This window comes from Serratia montpellierensis (genome assembly GCF_020858655.1).
Lineage (GTDB): Bacteria > Pseudomonadota > Gammaproteobacteria > Enterobacterales > Enterobacteriaceae > Serratia > Serratia montpellierensis.
In genome coordinates this window covers 236,052-253,773 of the sequence record NZ_VOSN01000004.1, presented here as the reverse complement: position 1 = coordinate 253,773, position 17,722 = coordinate 236,052, and the positions used below count along the sequence as shown (strand labels likewise).

At 60.0% G+C, this 17,722-nt stretch carries 19 protein-coding genes and 1 riboswitch; of the genes, 10 read left to right on the top strand and 9 right to left on the bottom strand.

The window, feature by feature from the left end; genetic code table 11:
* The first annotated feature begins 343 nt into the window (after positions 1-343).
* Entirely contained in the window at positions 344-1,933 is a 1,590-nt protein-coding gene (gene purH / locus FUU19_RS05360; protein ID WP_141971584.1) for a bifunctional phosphoribosylaminoimidazolecarboxamide formyltransferase/IMP cyclohydrolase, read from the top strand.
* A gap of 47 nt (positions 1,934-1,980) precedes the next feature.
* Positions 1,981-3,264 (top strand): phosphoribosylamine--glycine ligase, encoded by a 1,284-nt coding sequence (purD, locus tag FUU19_RS05355; protein ID WP_141971586.1) that lies wholly within the window; start codon positions 1,981-1,983, stop codon positions 3,262-3,264.
* Positions 3,265-3,313: 49 nt separating this feature from the next.
* On the opposite strand, the gene FUU19_RS05350 is transcribed toward purD, so the two are convergent.
* From FUU19_RS05350 to nudC, 6 genes are all read right to left on the bottom strand, one after another.
* Positions 3,314-3,985 (bottom strand): DUF1481 domain-containing protein, encoded by a 672-nt coding sequence (locus tag FUU19_RS05350; protein ID WP_180548021.1) that lies wholly within the window; start codon positions 3,983-3,985, stop codon positions 3,314-3,316.
* A 36-nt stretch (positions 3,986-4,021) separates the two neighbouring features.
* Positions 4,022-4,294, bottom strand: coding sequence for a nucleoid-associated protein HU-alpha (gene hupA / locus FUU19_RS05345; RefSeq protein ID WP_004929874.1), 273 nt, complete (start codon positions 4,292-4,294; stop codon positions 4,022-4,024).
* Between the two features lie 189 nt (positions 4,295-4,483).
* Positions 4,484-5,074 carry a YjaG family protein gene (locus FUU19_RS05340; RefSeq protein WP_025160203.1) on the bottom strand — a complete coding sequence of 197 codons (591 nt, stop codon included), beginning with the start codon at positions 5,072-5,074 and terminating at the stop codon, positions 4,484-4,486.
* A 48-nt stretch (positions 5,075-5,122) separates the two neighbouring features.
* Positions 5,123-5,809, bottom strand: a complete 687-nt coding sequence (gene nfi, locus FUU19_RS05335) for a deoxyribonuclease V (RefSeq protein ID WP_197770607.1) — start codon at positions 5,807-5,809, stop codon at positions 5,123-5,125.
* A 9-nt stretch (positions 5,810-5,818) separates the two neighbouring features.
* On the bottom strand, positions 5,819-6,883 hold the full coding sequence (gene hemE / locus FUU19_RS05330; protein ID WP_033636735.1) for a uroporphyrinogen decarboxylase: 1,065 nt from the start codon (positions 6,881-6,883) through the stop codon (positions 5,819-5,821).
* 38 nt (positions 6,884-6,921) lie between these two features.
* Positions 6,922-7,689, bottom strand: coding sequence for an NAD(+) diphosphatase (gene nudC, locus FUU19_RS05325; RefSeq protein ID WP_025304948.1), 768 nt, complete (start codon positions 7,687-7,689; stop codon positions 6,922-6,924).
* 101 nt (positions 7,690-7,790) lie between these two features.
* Here nudC and FUU19_RS05320 point away from each other — a divergent pair, with 101 nt between their 5' ends.
* The 8 genes from FUU19_RS05320 (at position 7,791) to FUU19_RS05285 (ending at position 15,541) form a co-directional block, all read left to right on the top strand.
* A complete protein-coding gene (locus tag FUU19_RS05320) occupies positions 7,791-8,294 on the top strand; it encodes an Rsd/AlgQ family anti-sigma factor (RefSeq protein WP_048232444.1) in 504 nt (167 codons plus the stop codon).
* 39 nt (positions 8,295-8,333) lie between these two features.
* Positions 8,334-8,458: riboswitch (TPP riboswitch) on the top strand.
* Between the two features lie 114 nt (positions 8,459-8,572).
* The gene (gene thiC / locus FUU19_RS05315; protein WP_273544379.1) at positions 8,573-10,522 is read left to right on the top strand and encodes a phosphomethylpyrimidine synthase ThiC; all 1,950 of its coding nucleotides are present in this window, start codon (positions 8,573-8,575) and stop codon (positions 10,520-10,522) included.
* Complete coding sequence (gene thiE / locus FUU19_RS05310) at positions 10,515-11,165, top strand: thiamine phosphate synthase (protein WP_141971594.1); 651 nt, start codon at positions 10,515-10,517, stop codon at positions 11,163-11,165. Before thiC ends, thiE begins: the two co-directional genes overlap by 8 nt.
* Positions 11,158-11,907 carry a HesA/MoeB/ThiF family protein gene (locus FUU19_RS05305; RefSeq protein ID WP_141971596.1) on the top strand — a complete coding sequence of 250 codons (750 nt, stop codon included), beginning with the start codon at positions 11,158-11,160 and terminating at the stop codon, positions 11,905-11,907. Before thiE ends, FUU19_RS05305 begins: the two co-directional genes overlap by 8 nt.
* The gene (gene thiS, locus FUU19_RS05300) at positions 11,904-12,104 is read left to right on the top strand and encodes a sulfur carrier protein ThiS (RefSeq protein WP_016929423.1); all 201 of its coding nucleotides are present in this window, start codon (positions 11,904-11,906) and stop codon (positions 12,102-12,104) included. The genes FUU19_RS05305 and thiS overlap by 4 nt, the downstream gene beginning before the upstream one ends.
* A gap of 1 nt (position 12,105) precedes the next feature.
* The gene (locus FUU19_RS05295) at positions 12,106-12,885 is read left to right on the top strand and encodes a thiazole synthase (protein ID WP_230507086.1); all 780 of its coding nucleotides are present in this window, start codon (positions 12,106-12,108) and stop codon (positions 12,883-12,885) included.
* Positions 12,885-14,018, top strand: a complete 1,134-nt coding sequence (thiH, locus tag FUU19_RS05290) for a 2-iminoacetate synthase ThiH (RefSeq protein WP_049202135.1) — start codon at positions 12,885-12,887, stop codon at positions 14,016-14,018. Before FUU19_RS05295 ends, thiH begins: the two co-directional genes overlap by 1 nt.
* A 743-nt stretch (positions 14,019-14,761) precedes the next feature.
* Positions 14,762-15,541 (top strand): helix-turn-helix domain-containing protein, encoded by a 780-nt coding sequence (locus FUU19_RS05285; RefSeq protein WP_141971600.1) that lies wholly within the window; start codon positions 14,762-14,764, stop codon positions 15,539-15,541.
* Here FUU19_RS05285 and FUU19_RS05280 read toward each other — a convergent pair.
* Genes FUU19_RS05280 through FUU19_RS05270 form a run of 3 tightly spaced genes read right to left on the bottom strand, consistent with a single transcriptional unit; the run spans position 15,527 to position 17,713 of the window.
* On the bottom strand, positions 15,527-16,801 hold the full coding sequence (locus FUU19_RS05280; protein ID WP_230489469.1) for a sensor histidine kinase: 1,275 nt from the start codon (positions 16,799-16,801) through the stop codon (positions 15,527-15,529). The genes FUU19_RS05285 and FUU19_RS05280 overlap by 15 nt on opposite strands.
* A gap of 1 nt (position 16,802) precedes the next feature.
* Complete coding sequence (locus FUU19_RS05275; protein ID WP_230489470.1) at positions 16,803-17,267, bottom strand: putative pterin-binding protein; 465 nt, start codon at positions 17,265-17,267, stop codon at positions 16,803-16,805.
* Positions 17,267-17,713 carry a GNAT family N-acetyltransferase gene (locus FUU19_RS05270; protein WP_141971606.1) on the bottom strand — a complete coding sequence of 149 codons (447 nt, stop codon included), beginning with the start codon at positions 17,711-17,713 and terminating at the stop codon, positions 17,267-17,269. The genes FUU19_RS05275 and FUU19_RS05270 overlap by 1 nt, the downstream gene beginning before the upstream one ends.
* Positions 17,714-17,722: the final 9 nt, after the last annotated feature.

Genomic DNA, 17,722 nt, shown 5'->3' with positions numbered 1-17,722 from the left:
TCCGTGTCGATGGAGGCGCATTATAGGGAGTTCCTCGCAGGCCGCAACAGGTATTTTCAGCAAAAACGATCGTTCGCTGCATTCCACAGCAAAACCCCGCCTTATACCCACTTGCGCACAGTGTTATCCACAGATGTGATTTGCACGGAAAATTTACGAGCGCCACGCAAACGTTTTCGCTACAATTCCCCGCGACGAAACGATCCCCCTTTTTATGGGGGCGCTACCTGAATATGTGCCTGACCCTCCCTTTATAAGGCAAAAAACCCTTCCTTATAGAGAGAACGAGGTGGACATTCACGTAACGCTCTTTAATTGCGACTCAAAGCCAAGGGATAAAACCATGCAACAACCTCGTCCAATCCGCCGGGCCCTGCTCAGCGTGTCTGACAAAGCCGGTATCGTTGAATTCGCCGAAGCGCTTTCCCAGCGCGGCGTTGAACTGCTCTCCACCGGCGGTACCGCCCGCCTGCTGGCAGACGCCGGTCTGCCCGTTACCGAAGTTTCCGACTACACCGGCTTCCCAGAGATGATGGACGGACGAGTAAAGACCCTGCACCCGAAAGTCCACGGCGGCATTCTCGGCCGCCGCGGCCAGGACGACGCGGTCATGAATCAGCATGACATCCAGCCGATCGACATGGTGGTCGTCAATCTGTACCCGTTCGCCCAAACCGTAGCGCGCCCGGATTGCTCGCTGGAAGACGCGGTCGAGAATATCGATATCGGCGGCCCAACCATGGTGCGCTCCGCCGCCAAGAACCATAAAGACGTCGCCATCGTGGTGAAGAGCAGCGACTACGCCGCCATCATTACCGAGATGGACAACAACGACGGCTCGCTGCGCTATGCCACCCGCTTCGATCTCGCCATCAAAGCCTTCGAACACACCGCCGCCTACGACAGCATGATCGCCAACTACTTCGGCGCGCTGGTGCCGGCGTACCACGGCGAGACCGAACAGCCTTCCGGCCGCTTCCCGCGTACCCTGAACCTCAACTACATCAAGAAGCAGGATATGCGCTACGGTGAGAACAGCCACCAGCAGGCCGCCTTCTATATAGAAGAAGAGGTAAAGGAAGCGTCCGTCGCAACCGCCGAGCAGCTGCAGGGCAAAGCGCTGTCTTATAACAACATCGCCGATACCGACGCCGCGCTGGAATGCGTGAAAGAGTTCGCCGAACCGGCCTGCGTGATCGTCAAGCACGCCAACCCTTGCGGCGTGGCGATCGGCGACGACATTCTGACCGCCTACGAGCGCGCTTACCAAACCGACCCGACCTCCGCCTTCGGCGGCATCATCGCCTTTAACCGCGAGCTGGACGCCGCCACCGCGCAGGCGATCATCAGCCGCCAGTTCGTGGAAGTGATCATCGCGCCAAACGTCACCCAGGAAGCGCGCTCCCTGCTGGCCGCCAAACAGAACGTGCGCGTGCTGGCCTGCGGCCAGTGGCAGCAACGCGTGGCGGGGCTGGACTTCAAGCGCGTCAACGGCGGGCTGCTGGTGCAGGATCGCGATCTGGGTATGGTGACCGCCGGCGATCTGCGCGTGGTATCCGAGCGCCAGCCGACCGAGCAGGAACTGCGTGACGCACTGTTCTGCTGGAAAGTGGCCAAGTTCGTGAAATCCAACGCCATCGTTTATGCACGTGACAATATGACCATCGGCATAGGCGCCGGCCAGATGAGCCGCGTTTACTCCGCCAAGATCGCCGGTATCAAAGCGAGCGACGAAGGGCTGGAGGTGAAAGGATCCGCCATGGCCTCCGACGCCTTCTTCCCGTTCCGCGACGGCATCGATGCCGCAGCGGCAGTCGGCATCACCTGCGTGATCCAGCCGGGCGGCTCGATCCGCGACGACGAAGTGATCGCCGCCGCCAACGAACACGGCATCGCGATGATCTTCACCGACATGCGTCACTTCCGCCATTAATTCCTTTGCCGCGTGCGCTCCGGCGCACGCCATTCGTGGAGCCCCTGATGAACATTTTGATTATCGGCAACGGCGGGCGCGAGCACGCGCTGGCCTGGAAAGCCGCCCAGTCTCCGCTGGCGGACAAAGTCTACGTTGCGCCGGGCAATGCCGGCACCGCGCTGGAAGCCAATCTGGAAAACGTGGCGATCGCCGCCACCGACATCCCTGCCCTGGTCGCTTTCGCCCAGAGCCATGACATCGGTCTGACCATCGTCGGGCCGGAAGCGCCGCTGGTGATCGGCGTAGTCGACGCCTTCCAGGCCGCCGGTCTGAAAATCTTCGGCCCGTCACAGGCCGCCGCGCAGCTCGAAGGCTCCAAAGCCTTCACCAAGGATTTCCTGGCGCGCCACCGCATCCCAACCGCCGAATATGAAAACTTCACCGAGGTGGAGCCGGCGCTGGCCTATGTGCGCCGCAAAGGCGCACCGATCGTCATCAAGGCCGATGGCCTCGCGGCCGGTAAAGGCGTGATCGTCGCGATGACGCTGCAGGAAGCGGAAGAAGCCGTGCGTGACATGCTGGCCGGCAACGCCTTCGGTGACGCCGGTCATCGCATCGTGGTGGAAGAGTTCCTCGACGGCGAAGAAGCCAGCTTCATCGTGATGGTCGATGGCGAGAACGTGGTGCCGATGGCTACCAGCCAGGACCACAAGCGCGTTGGCGACGGCGACACCGGCCCGAACACCGGTGGTATGGGGGCCTACTCCCCGGCACCGGTCGTGACCGACGAGATCCACCGGCGCGCCATGGACCAGGTGATCTGGCCGACGGTGCGCGGCATGGCAGCGGAAGGCAATACCTACGTCGGCTTCCTGTATGCCGGCCTGATGATCTCCGCCGACGGCCAGCCGAAGGTGATCGAATTCAACTGCCGTTTTGGCGATCCGGAAACTCAGCCGATCATGCTGCGTCTGCGCTCCGATCTGGTGGAACTGTGCCTGGCGGGTGCCGAAGGCCGCCTGAACGAGAAAAGCTCTGACTGGGACGAACGCCCTGCGCTCGGCGTGGTGCTGGCGGCCGGCGGTTATCCGGGCGACTATCGCAACGGCGAGGTTATCCAGGGGTTACCGCAGCAGGAAAGCGCCGACGGTAAGGTCTTCCATGCCGGCACACGCCTGCAGGACAATGACGTCGTCACCAGCGGCGGCCGCGTGCTGTGCGTAACCGCGCTGGGCGACACCGTGGCGCAGGCGCAGCAACGTGCCTACCAGCTGGCCGAAGGCATTGAGTGGCCGGGCAGCTTCTGCCGCAAAGATATCGGTTATCGCGCGATTGCGCGCGGCAAGTGATTTGACCGTATAAGGTCATGACGAGAGGCTCCGCTGCGCGGGGCCTTTTTTATAGCTGGTCTTCTTTCGGTTCCCAGCTGCAGAAGTCGTCGTTCGCCACCAGCAGCAGTTCGCTGCCTTCGGGCGCTTCCAGCCAGGCGACGCTCACCGGCCGGCTGCTGCTGCGGGCGCGTTTTTCGATCCAGACGATGGAGGCGGCATCCAGCCCCGGTTTCATGCGTTGGCCGTCGCAGGTTTGCACCTCGCCCTGCATCCAACGCCCCTGCAGCAATTTCACCTTGCCGGCGCGCAGCGCATTGCTCACTTCGAGGATCCGCCGCGCCTGATATTGGTACAGGGCGATTTCATCGCGAGTCAGCGGTTCGCGGCGTGTCGCCAGCTGACGCTGCATAAAGCTCACCGTGCCGTCGTCGGCAAAGCGCAGTTGAATAGAGTCGCGATCGCCGTCGGCGTCGTTACGTTTGATTTGGCGCAGCACGTCGCCCTGATAGGTGTACAACGTGGTGATGGTACCCGGACCGCGGTAAGGGCTGTAGACGCTGACCAACACCTGCGGACGATGTTGCTCATCGTCTTTACGCCACAGGCGTATCACGCCCTGATCGGCCACGAAGCCGCTGGCGGTAAAGCTGGGAATATCGGAATGGGAACTGCAAGCGCTCAGGCCGACGGCGATGCCAACGGCCATGAGCGCCCGACGAGTAAACAAAAGGGGCGCCATCGCCCCTCTGTTTAATCTTTTCACCGAGGCGCGGTCTTATTTAACAGCGTCTTTCAGTGCTTTGCCAGAAACGAACGCAGGCACGTTGGCTGCTGCGATTTTGATTTCTTTGCCAGTCTGCGGGTTGCGGCCAGTGCGCTCGCTACGATGGTTTACTTTGAAAGTACCGAAGCCAACCAATTGTACTGCATCACCTTCTTTCAGAGACTCAGTAATAGCAGCCAGGGTGGATTCCAGAGCCAGTTTAGCTTGTGCTTTGGAAAGGTCAGCCTTGTCCGCGATTACATCAATCAGTTGAGTCTTGTTCATAAGTTATCCTTACAGTGTGTTTATCGTTTGCAAAGCATCGAGTGCGACGGATATGCCGATTGACAGCACTCTCCTGCATACACGCACCGATAGCCACTTTTTTTACGCCCCCCAAATGTAGACCAGACAGGGTGCGGATGTGAAGCCTTAAGGCATGACAAATCAGGCGTTAAATCACGTTTTGTTGCCTTATTGCGCTAAATTTATCCCGATGTTGCTGACACCCGCCTCTCGCAGGTCGGATCGCAGCCCCTTGATCAGGTCTATATCGCGCTCTTCACAGGCATCCAACAGGCGGAAAATTTCCCATTGAATGTCCCATTCTTCCTCTACCGCAGGCAAACTTTCCAACTCTTCGTCGGTCATTTCCTTACCGGCTTGGGTCATTTCCAACATCGCCACGGTGCGAATCGATGTTTCGCTGATGGCGATGGCGTGCTCCAGCGTCTCCCCGCCGAGCCGCGAATGGATCAGTTCCCCTAATGCGATACAGGCATCAATTGCCGGGTAAACGCCGTAAAGATCGTAATCTTCCGCCGACGGAATCGCCTCTTCCAACTTCTCGAGCTGGCTGTCGAAGTTGACCTTGGCATCCTTCACCACCAGCGTTTCCCACACCAAATCCAGAATGCGGCGATAAACCGCCGGATCGCCGAACTCGGTCTGTTTGCAGAACATCTGGTAATTCGGGTACATACGCTCGCACAAACTGGCCATAAAGGTCAAATGTTGCCAGGCCTCGAGCCGTTCCAGGCGTAAATGAATCGGGTTACGTAGCATGCTTTACTCTCTTACGCGTTATCTGCGGCGCAGTGTACCCGAAATCGCTCATGGCGACACCTCCGGATGCTGCTGCAACCACCGCTGAAACGCCGGACGACGCGATGCGATGGCGTCGGCCCAGCGGGTCGGCTCCGGCAAACGGTAGCCCGCCATACAGCGCTGCACCCACGCCAGCGCGCTGTCGGCGCCCACGCGATGCCCGGTAGAGATGAACAGCGGGTTGCAACGCGCCTTGCTGCGCCACACCCAGCCCAGCTGTTCACCCTTATCCTCCAACGGCGCCAGCGCGCCGACGGCGGCGTCCAGCGGCGCAAATTTGCCGCACAGGCGCTTCTTGGCCACGCCGATGGTCGGCACATCGACCAGCAGACCGAAATGGCTGGCGACGCCGAGACGCCGCGGATGCGAAATGCCATGCCCATCGACGAAGATCAGCCCCGGTTTCTGCTGCAGCTGCCCCCAGGCGGCCAACAGCGCCGGGTATTCGCGAAACGACAGGAAGCCCGGGATGTAGGGCATGACGGTGGCGATGCGTGCCACCTGATACTCCACCAGCTCCAGCGACGGATAGCGCAGGATGGCGATGGCGGCGCGCGTCACCGCCCCCTCTTGCTCGAAGCCCACGTCGGCGCCGGCGATGAAGGCCGGCGGTTCGGCCGGCAGATCGTCGTAGCGAATGATTTCAGCCGCGCGCCGCAGCTGTTCGGCGCGCAGGGCCGCCATATCGGTCACATCGGATCCTTAACGGTGGTATTTCGCCGAGTGCGCGTGTACCGCCTCGACGAAGGCGCCGGCGTGCTCCGGCGGCACATCCTGGTGGATGCCGTGGCCCAGGTTGAACACATGGCCGTTGCCGTGGCCGAAACCGGCCAGAATGGTCTCCACTTCTTCCGCGATGCGCGCCGGGGAAGCATAAAGCATCGACGGATCCATGTTGCCCTGCAGCGCCACTTTGTCGCCCACGCGCCGACGCGCGTCGGCGATGTCGGTGGTCCAATCCAGCCCCAGCGCATCGCAGCCGGTGGCGGCCATCGCCTCCAGCCACTGCCCGCCACCTTTGGTGAACAGCGTCACCGGCACGCGGCGGCCGTCGTTTTCACGCAGCAGACCATCGACGATTTTGTGCATGTAGTGCAAAGAGAACTCGCGGTAATCGCGCCCGGTCAGCACGCCGCCCCAGGTGTCGAACACCATCACCGACTGCGCGCCGGCCTTGATTTGGGCGTTGAGGTACAGGATCACGCTGTCCGCCAGCTTGTCCAGCAACAGGTGCAGCGTGGCCGGTTCGGCATACATCATCTTTTTCAGCTTGGTGAAGGCCTTGCTGCTGCCACCTTCAACCATGTAGGTAGCCAACGTCCATGGGCTGCCGGAGAAGCCGATCAGCGGCACTTCGCCCTTCAGCTCGCGGCGGATGGTACGCACCGCGTTCATCACATAGCCCAACTCCACTTCCGGATCGAACACCGGCAGCTTGTCGACGTCGGCGCGGCAGGTGACGGGGGAACTGAAACGCGGACCTTCGCCGGCTTCAAAGTACAGGCCGAGCCCCATGGCGTCGGGAATGGTGAGAATGTCGGAGAACAGGATGGCGGCGTCCAGCGCATAGCGGCGCAGCGGTTGCAGCGTGACCTCGCAGGCCAGCTCCGCGTTCTTGCACAGCGACATGAAATCACCGGCCTGGGCGCGGGTCGCCTTGTACTCCGGTAAATAACGACCGGCCTGGCGCATCATCCATACGGGGGTCACATCCACCGGCTGGCGCAACAGCGCGCGCAGGTAGCGATCGTTCTTCAACTCAGTCATTTATGGGGCTCCCTTAATAATCTGCCGGCCATTGTACATTATTCTGCCCGGCACAGCGCCACGGTGTCCTCAATCAACCGGCGCGCCACGGTGCCGGGCGGCGGCAACAGCGGCAGTTGGTCGTAGCGGTACCAGCCGGCGTTGAGCAGCTCTTTGGGGTCGTGACGAAGGTCACCCTGATGGTAATCGGCCATAAAGGCCATCATCAGCGAGTGCGGGAACGGCCAGGGTTGTGAGGTGACGTAACGCAGGTTCTTGATTTCGATATTGCTCTCTTCCATCACTTCACGCGCTACCGCCTGTTCCAGCGTTTCGCCTACTTCGACGAAGCCGGCCAGCACCGTGTGGATGCCACCGCGATGGCGCACGTGTTGCGCCAGCAGGATCTGATCGTCGCGCCGAATGGCGACGATCACGCAGGGCGCAATCTGCGGGTAATACCGTTCTTTGCAGTGGCCGCACAGGCAGGCGCTTTCGGAGCGGCTGAGGTGCATTTCATGGCCGCAATAACCACAGTAGCGATGAGAGCGGTAGAAATCCGCCAACTGAACGCCGCGCCCGGCAAGCTGGAACAGACCGCGATCCTGATCCAACAGCTGACGCACCGATCCCATCTCCCGCGGCATCGCCTGGCGCACCAGCCAAACCGGCGCCCCCTCCCATTCACCGATGGTGCGCGCCATGTGGCCCTGTAGCCCGAGGGCGGCGGCCGTCCCCGACGGCAATTCACCGTTCGGTAACCAAAGTTTGCTTTCATGGCTGACGATCCACCAGCCGTTTTCATTGCCCGTTAATGCAAGTTCCATATCGTTGTTGCACAACCTCAGCTTCACTGGCACTCTACAAATCGGCTTTGTTACATTTTAATAACTTACCGGTTACTTTTGTTACTTACACGGAGTCAAACATGCTCAACCGTTTGGAAAGGCTGACTCAGCGCGTTGGCGGTAGTAATGAATTAGTTGATCAATGGCTTCAAGCCCGCAAGCAGTTGCTGGTCGCCTACTGCACGCTGGTAGGCCTCAAACCGAATAAAGAAAAGCATACGCCGCTGAATGAAAAAGCGCTGGAGAACTTTTGCCACAACCTGGTGGATTACCTCTCCGCAGGGCATTTTCATATCTATGACAGAATTATCAAACAAGTGGAAGGCGCAGCCAGTCCGAAAATGTCGCTGGCGGTGAACATCTACCCCAAGCTGTGGGCCAATACCGAACAGATCATGGCGTTCCACGATCGCTATACCGAAGTGGATATCGATCAGGAGGTTTGTCTGGAATTCCACCAGGCCTTGTCGGATATCGGCGAAACGCTGGCGGCGCGCTTTGCGCTGGAAGATAAGCTGATCCAGTTGGAAGCGGAAGCCGCACAGCAACCGCTGCCGGACCAGGCGCTGGATCCGGCGCGTTAAAATTTTATAGTTTTTTTTCTTATCCCTCCTATACTGGGGGGCATCTTGTCGGAGTGCCTAGCGCCTGATTTGTTCATCGAATCAGCCAGGCTGAGACCGTTAATTCGGGATCCGCGGAACCTGATCGGGTTAATACCCGCGAAGGGAACAAGAGTAATCTATCGCCACAGGCACGGCCTTCCCCTTGCGGGTGCCCTGCCTTATCGGCCACCATCATTACTCCCTCCGAGCTCCAGACAAGCAACTTTCCCAATCCAACACACTGGTAGGAACTTGCTATGTCTAACGTTAATCCACCGCGCGCCCGTAAAGCGCAACGCGAAGCCGCTCAGCAGTTTATCGACACCCTGCAAGGCATGGCTTTCCCGAACTCACGTCGCATCTATCTCCAGGGCTCGCGCAGCGATATCCAGGTGCCGATGCGCGAAATTCAGCTCAGCCCGACCCTGCTCGGCGGCAGCAAAGACCACCCGCAGTATGAACCCAACGAGGCGATCCCGGTGTATGACACCGCCGGCCCCTACGGCGATCCGCAGGCCAAGCTCGACGTGCACGCCGGTCTGGCCAAGCTGCGCGCAGGCTGGATCGACGCGCGCGGCGATACCGCCACCCTAAGCGGCGCCAGCTCCGGCTTCACCCAACAGCGGCTGGCGGACGAGGGGTTGGATCACCTGCGCTTCGAGCATCTGCCGCTGCCGCGCAAAGCGCTGCCGGGCCAGCGCGTGACCCAGCTGCACTACGCCCGCGCCGGTATCGTCACCCCAGAGATGGAGTTCATCGCCATCCGTGAAAATATGGGGCGCGAACGCATTCGCGGCGAGGTGCTGCGCCACCAGCATCCGGGCCAGGGCTGGGGCGCCAACCTGCCGGACAACATCACGCCGGAGTTCGTGCGTCAGGAAGTGGCCGCCGGCCGCGCCATCATTCCCGCCAACATCAACCATCCGGAGGCGGAGCCGATGATCATCGGCCGCAATTTCCTGGTGAAGGTGAACGCCAATATCGGCAACTCGGCGGTCACGTCGTCGATCGAAGAAGAGGTGGAGAAGTTGGTGTGGTCCACCCGCTGGGGCGCGGACACCGTGATGGATCTCTCCACCGGCCGCTATATTCACGAAACCCGCGAGTGGATCCTGCGCAACAGCCCGGTGCCCATCGGCACCGTGCCGATCTACCAGGCGCTGGAGAAGGTCAACGGCGTGGCGGAAAACCTCACCTGGGAGATGTTCCGCGATACGCTGCTGGAACAGGCGGAGCAAGGGGTCGACTACTTCACCATCCACGCCGGCGTGCTGCTGCGCTACGTGCCGATGACCGCCAAACGCCTGACCGGCATCGTGTCACGCGGTGGCTCGATCATGGCCAAATGGTGTCTGTCGCACCATCAGGAAAACTTCCTCTATCAGCATTTCCGTGAAATCTGCGAGATCTGCGCCGCCTACGACGTTTCGCTGTCGCTCGGCGACGGCCTGCGCCCCGGCTCGATTCAGGACGCCAACGACGAAGCCCAGTTCGCCGAACTGCATACGCTGGGCGAGCTGACCAAAATTGCCTGGGAATACGACGTGCAGGTGATGATCGAAGGCCCGGGCCACGTGCCGATGCAGATGATCCGCCGCAACATGACCGAAGAGCTGGAACACTGCCACGAAGCGCCGTTCTACACTCTCGGCCCGCTGACCACCGATATCGCACCGGGCTATGACCATTTCACCTCCGGCATCGGCGCGGCAATGATCGGCTGGTTCGGCTGCGCCATGCTGTGTTACGTCACGCCGAAAGAGCACCTCGGCCTGCCGAACAAAGAGGACGTCAAGCAGGGCCTGATCACCTACAAGATCGCCGCTCACGCCGCCGATCTGGCCAAGGGCCATCCGGGCGCGCAGATCCGCGATAACGCCATGTCCAAGGCACGTTTCGAATTCCGCTGGGAAGATCAGTTCAATCTGGCACTCGATCCGGCCACCGCGCGCGCCTATCACGACGAAACCCTGCCGCAGGAATCCGGCAAGGTCGCCCACTTCTGCTCGATGTGCGGGCCGAAATTCTGCTCGATGAAGATTTCGCAGGAGGTGCGCGACTACGCCGCCGCCCAGGAGGCCGCCAAACCGATAGAAGTGCAGCTGACCGGCATGGAGAAAATGTCCGCCGAGTTCCGCGCCCGCGGCAGCGAGCTGTATCACAGCGCCGGCGCCGGCACCCTGCAAGAGGAGACAAGCAATGACTGATATCACGACCCCCTTCCCGGCTACGCCCCACAAGCTGGGGCTTTACCCGGTCGTCGACAGCGTGGAATGGATCGCTCGCCTGCTGGAGGCCGGCGTCACCACGATCCAGCTGCGCATCAAGGATCTGCCTGACGAGCAGGTCGAAGAGGATATCGCTGCCGCCATCGCGCTGGGCCAGCGTTATCAGGCACGGCTGTTCATCAACGACTACTGGCGGCTGGCGATCAAGCACGGCGCCTACGGCGTGCATCTGGGCCAGGAAGATCTCGATACCACCGATCTGGCGGCCATTCACCGCGCCGGGCTGCGGCTGGGCGTGTCCACCCATGACGACGCCGAGCTGGCGCGCGCGCTGGCGGTGAAACCGTCCTACATCGCGCTGGGGCACATCTTCCCCACCCAGACCAAAGACATGCCTTCGGCGCCGCAGGGGCTGACGGAGTTGAAACGCCACATCGCCGATTTGGCGGATTACCCGACGGTGGCGATCGGCGGGATCAGTATCGATCGCGTACCGGCGGTGCTGGCGTGCGGCGTCGGCAGCGTGGCGGTGGTCAGCGCCATCACCCAGGCGCCGGATTGGCGCGCGGCGACGGCCGAGTTGCTGCGGCTGATCGAAGGCGAGGAACCGAGCGATGCTTAACGATCAGGAATTCCTGCGCTACAGCCGCCAGCTGCTGCTGGAGGACGTCGGCCCGGAAGGCCAGGAGAGGCTCAAGCGCGCCACGGTGCTGATCGTCGGTTTAGGCGGGCTCGGCTCCCCGGCTTCACTGTATCTGGCCGCCGCCGGCGTCGGCACGCTGCTGCTGGCCGACGACGACCAGCTGCACGTCACCAACCTGCAGCGGCAAATCCTCTACCGCAGCGCCGATACCGCCAGCGGTAAGGCGGCGCTGGCGCAACGCCACCTGCAGGCGCTGAACCCGTTGGTGGAATCCATCCCGCTGGCGCAGCGGCTGCAGGGGCAAGCGCTGCGCGACGCGGTCGCCCGCGCCGATCTGGTGCTGGACTGCTGCGACAATATGGCGACCCGCCATGAGGTCAATGCCGCCTGCATCGCCGCCGCCAAGCCGCTGATCAGCGGCAGCGCGGTCGGTTTCAGCGGCCAGCTGCTGGTGCTCGAGCCGCCCTATGCGCACGGCTGCTACGCCTGCCTGTACCCGGATCAGGAAGAGCCGCAGCGCAACTGCCGCACCGCCGGGGTGCTCGGCCCGGTGGTCGGCGTGATCGGCACCCTGCAAGCGCTGGAAGCCATCAAAATGCTGGCCGGCATGCCTTCCTCCCTCAGCGGTAAGCTGCGGCTGTTCGACGGCAAGCAGCAGAGCTGGAGCACGCTGCAACTGAGCCAGGCCCGTGCCTGCCCGGTATGCGGAGGCACGGCATGAAAATCCGTTTAAACGATCAACCGCTGGAGCTGGCGCAGCCGCTTAGCGTCGCCGCCCTGCTAACCCAGCTGGAGCGCCACCAGCCGGGCACCGCGCTGGCGATCAACCAAACCATCATCCCGCGCGCCGACTGGGCCGACCATCAGGTGCAGGACGGCGATGACATCCTGCTGTTTCAAGCGATCGCCGGAGGCTGACATGCTGAAAATCGCCGATACCACTTTTACCTCGCGTCTGTTCACCGGCACCGGCAAGTTCGCCACCCCGGCGTTGATGCTGGAGGCGCTGGCGGCCTCCGGCTCACAGCTGGTGACCATGGCCATGAAGCGCGTCGATCTGCGCGGCGGCAACGACGCCATTTTGGCACCGCTGCAACAGTTGGGCGCCCGGCTGTTGCCCAACACCTCCGGCGCCAAAACGGCCGCCGAGGCGGTGTTCGCCGCCCGGCTGGCGCGTGAAGCGCTCGGCACCCACTGGGTGAAGCTGGAGATCCATCCCGATGTGAAATACCTGCTGCCGGATCCGATAGAAACGCTGAAGGCGGCGGAAACGCTGGTGAAAGACGGTTTTGTGGTACTGCCCTACTGCGGTGCCGATCCGGTGCTGTGCAAACGGCTGGAAGAGGTGGGCTGTGCGGCGGTGATGCCGCTCGGCGCCCCTATCGGCTCCAACCGCGGTCTGCGCACCCGTGACTTCCTCGAGATCATCATCGAGCAGGCCAAGGTGCCGGTGGTGGTCGACGCCGGCGTCGGCGCGCCAAGCCACGCGCTGGAAGCGATGGAGCTGGGCGCCGACGCGGTGCTGGTGAATACCGCCATCGCCGTTGCGCGCGATCCGGTGCAAATGGCGCAGGCGTTCCGCCAGGCGCTGGAAGCCGGCGAGCTGGCGCGCAGCGCCGGATTGGGCGCCAGTCAGCGCAATGCAGCCGCATCCAGCCCGCTGACCGCCTTCCTCAGCCAGCCAGAGGAGGCACAGTGATGGCCGACGATTTCAGTAGCCGCTGGCAACAGCTGGACTGGGACGACATTACGCTGCGCATCAACGGCAAAACCGCACGCGACGTGGAGCGCGCGTTGAACGCCGACAAGCTGACGCGCGACGACTTTATGGCGCTGATCTCCCCCGCCGCCGCGCCGTATCTGGAACCGCTGGCGCAGCGCGCGCAGCAGCTGACCCGTCAGCGGTTCGGCAACGTCGTCAGCTTCTATGTGCCGCTGTACCTCTCTAACCTGTGCGCCAACGACTGCACCTACTGCGGCTTTTCTATGAGTAACCGCATCAAGCGCAAAACGCTCGATGCGGCGGAGATCGCACGCGAGTGCGAAGCCATCAAGGCGCTGGGGTTCGAACATCTGTTGCTGGTCACCGGCGAACATCAGACCAAGGTCGGCATGGACTATTTCCGTCAGCACATTCCGGCGATCCGCCGGCACTTCAGTTCGCTGATGATGGAAGTGCAGCCACTGGCGCAGGACGAGTACGCCGAACTGAAAGCGCTGGGCCTGGACGGCGTGCTGGTCTATCAGGAAACCTACCACCCGGCTACCTATCTGCAGCACCATCTGCGCGGCCAGAAGCAGGATTTCCATTGGCGTCTGGCCACGCCGGATCGCCTGGGGCGCGCCGGGATCGACAAGATCGGCCTCGGCGCGTTGATCGGCCTGTCCAACAGCTGGCGCACCGACTGTTACCTGCTGGCGGAACATCTGTTCTACCTGCAGCAAACCTACTGGCAGAGCCGCTACTCGATCTCGTTCCCGCGTCTGCGCCCCTGCGCCGGCGGCATTGAACCGGCATCGATCATGAGCGAGCCTCAGTTGGTGCAGCTGATCTGCGCCTTCCGGCTGTTCGCGCCGGACGTTGAGCTGTCGCTGTCTACGCGTGAGTCGCCGTACTTCCGCGATCATATGATCCCGGTGGCGATCAACAGCGTCAGCGCCGGATCCAAGACGCAGCCCGGCGGCTATGCCGACGACGTACCGCCGGAGTTGGAACAGTTCGAGCCGCACGACGGCCGCACGCCGCAGCAGGTCGCCGAGGCCATCAGCAATGCCGGGCTGCAGCCAGTGTGGAAAGACTGGGACGATTATCTGGGACGCAGCGCGCAATAAGCGGCAACGTTTACCACCGTGCGAAGAAAACGCTGGAACAGCCGCGCAATGCCGAACGGTGGCGCTGGCGCCGACAGGCCCGCCGGCTATAGTGACCTTGCCGACCGCCAAACCCGGCGCCGGCCGGGGCCGTCTCCCTCTCGATGGCCCCGCCTTATCCCATCCCGGATCGCGCCGGAGATGCTCCTGCGCGACACCGGGCTCTCGTCCGCGGCAACGCGCATATGGCGTATCGCGGCCTGTAAGGGCGTACGGACAGGTTGTCTTGTCAGCGAAGGTGATAGGCAGAATGAGGGCATAGCGGCGTTCAGCACAGACTCGGGGGGTGATATTCATAGACGCTGTTGTGGCAGAAAAGTGGGGAAAGAGGAAAAAAAGAAGGTACAGCGACGAAGAGAGTTTCGAATGGTCATCCCCGGTGCTGCCAATGGCCCTGGTGTTGGCCGCGGATCTTTTTGCCGCCTGCTCCCTGCTTACGGACAAGAGCAGGCGGTTTATTTTGTGAGACTGGCACCCCCCCAGGACGCGAATCACACAGTATGTGCGCTAATTAACCACATAAACGGTTAAATGTGAATGTCTTTTGAGTGTTTTTTTATTTAGTATCGAGTGTGTTCTGAGTTTGCCAAGGAAAATCAAACTGATATCGCCGCAACCTCCGGGGCATCATCTATAATCCAGCACGGGTTCTCGCGCAGGTTTTTCAACGCTCGCGGTCAACATCAAAAAAAGCCAAGGTTGTCATGAAGAAAACGCCAAATTACATCGATGCAATCAGCGCGTTGCTCACTCTGAAAGGAGTTGGCGACAGAAAGCATGCCTCCACGATGGCCAACATACTGAACCTTCAGTACAACAGCGCCAAACAGAAACTGGATGGCAAGAGAGGCATCACCCTCGATGAAGTCAAAAAGGTTTTCCAGTATTTCAACGAGCCTTTTGCCGGCCAAAGGACGCATAACAGCGTCTTTATCATGAACAGCATTCACAAGCGCTGCAACATTGAGGTCGACGAGTGCCCGGTCACGCAAGCGGACAACGACGAAACCTACGCCTACAAAAAAGACGATCTTTTCATCATCAACACCAATCGGGAACATGCCGCCGATGCTCCGCTGTACAAAGTCAACAAGATAGACTTTCTACCGGCCCCACGCATCGCGATCCTGGATAATGACGGCGATATTCTCGAACTGTTGAAAAAGATTGCCAGCCGATACGGCATCGAAACTGAGACCTTTCAGACGGCGGACGCCATGCTGGCCGCGCTGGAACAGCAGTCCTTTGAGGCGTTTATCCTGGACTGGCTGTTGGACTTCGGCGAGACCTCCGAACGCGTCGTGAAGAAAATTAAAGACGCTCTCGATCCCCACGCCCGCATAATTATTCTGACCGGCCAACTGAATCACTACGAGAAAAACATCGGCGATATGATCCTGCACTATGACGTGCACCTGGTGGAAAAACCGACCAAGCCGCTGATTATCTCCTCGCTGCTGCTGTCGAACCTATTCTTTAATTAGTTTGACCGGGACACGGATCAAAAACGACGAGCCAACCCCTTCGACGGATTTGGCTTTGATGGTGCCTTTCATCGTCGTGACGTAATTTTTGATAATGGTCAGCCCCAGCCCCAATCCCTGCCGAGTCTCCCTTTCCACCCCCTGGTTGAACGCCTTATATAACCGATCCAGGTTATCGACGTTAAACCCGATGCCGGTGTCTTTTACCCGCAAATACAGGTTGCCGTGGCATACCTTCACATTGAGGGCAACCACGCCCCGGTGGGTAAATTTGTCCGCGTTGCTGAGCAGGTTGGCCAATATTCGGTAGAGCTTGTATTTATCGGAACCGATCAGGCCGGCATAAGACGAACGGTGAATCACGAGGCGATTGCCGCGCCCGGCGCCGATGCCGGTTACGGCATCGTCCACCACCTCATTCAGCCGGAAGGTGGAAATGTTGATTTTAACTTCGCCCATCTCAAGCCGTGAATAATCCATCACTTCGCGCGTTTGTTCGGCGATCTTATTACCGTGATAGGAGATCAGGCGGGCTTCTTTTTTCAACTCTTCCTGCGCCAGCTCGTGCTCCATGATATCCGCAGCAATGACGATGGCCTGGGTCGAGCCGGCGATCTCGTGGTAGATGGAAGAGATAAAGATGTTCTTGTTCTTGATGATCTCTTTCAGCGAGACGGCATTTCTCAGCACCAGAAACATCATCAGGAACACTAAAATCAGCGAAAAGATGGCGAACATCTCGGCTTTACTCGAGTTGTCCTGGATGATGCCTTTCACTTCGGTAAAGTTTTTAATCTGTATCCGATAAATAATTTCCTGGATATCGACCAGCGTACCCTCGATATCATCCATATAAGAGAGAATGTCCGCCTTGTTTTTCTGCCCCACCAGCAAGCCGGCGGAGAGATCGTCCAACGTGCGGTACTGCTGCTTCAGCAGCGCAACATTCTTGATGAACTCGTCGTCGTAATAAAAAGAGTCGCTGAAGGTCGAACGACTTTCCAGGATCTGAATCTTCGAGTAGAAGATTTTCTTTTTGATCAGGAAGGCGTCGTAGTCGTTGTTTTCACTGAGCAGCAGCGCGATTTTGGTCCTTTCAAACGCCAGAAAAAGGATCTCGGCCACCGAATAGTTGTCCAGATTCGGCTCGATTTGCTTGTAGCGCTCTTTTACGCCGCCGAAGTTAATGGCAATCAACAAAATTAATAAAGAGAAGATGGCAACCAACGCGATAAGAGTACCGATCAGTTTTTTGCTCATCTTATTTCAGCTCCAACCGTTTAACTTGCCAGACAGTTTTCGCATTCACATCCAGGTTATTCAGCTCGGCGTAGCCATCGCGCGGATAAATAATGGCGAACGGCCCCAGCTCCCCAACGTCGATCAGCTTGCCACCGCGCTGATAGGCGACGATCACGCGGTATTTAATCATCTCGTCAATCGGCATCGAGTAAGAGTAATCATCCCAGGCGAAAGCGCGCACCGACTGGCCTTTCAGATGATAGGCTTTCACCAGCTCCGCAAACTCAACGCCGGTGAACGTATCTTCCGGGGTGAAATTGGTCGAGGTTCTAATCGTATGCGGCGGCATCGCCTCCAGCATCTGCCGGGTGATTTTGATCTTCTCACCGTCGAGCGGTTTCAGGTAAAAATAGTCAACGGCCGCATACAGCGGTGCGCTGAACAGCGAAAGCAGCAGTAACGTCATCAATCCTTTGACTGTCATTATTCACCCTCTTTGCGTTTCACCAGTTCGGCCTGGCCGAACTCATCCTGCCCGACCACGGCCCAGCCGTGATGTTGATAAAATCCTTCGGCTTTGGAGCCGGGATCGGTGGTTAAGTGGATCGCTTCGGCGCCGTGCTCAAACATCCAGTGAGTGACCCGTGCCAGTAAGGCGGAGCCGATCCCCTTCGACTGGTATTCCGGCTTCACGAACAGGCCGCCGATCAGCGGTTCAGGGATGAATAACCCGAAGCCAACGCCGGCATAGTCGTCGCCATACTTGCAGATCCAGCCGCCCCCCTGGTTGATGTCCTCCAGCGCCTGTTTGCGCTGCAGATACTGGATCTGATGCGGATGCAACAGGTTTTCTTCAACGGAAAAGCGGATCTCATACAGGTAAGGCAGGTGTTGCGCCGTCAGTTTTTCGAAGGTAATGAGGCTGTCCATGTTTTGCAC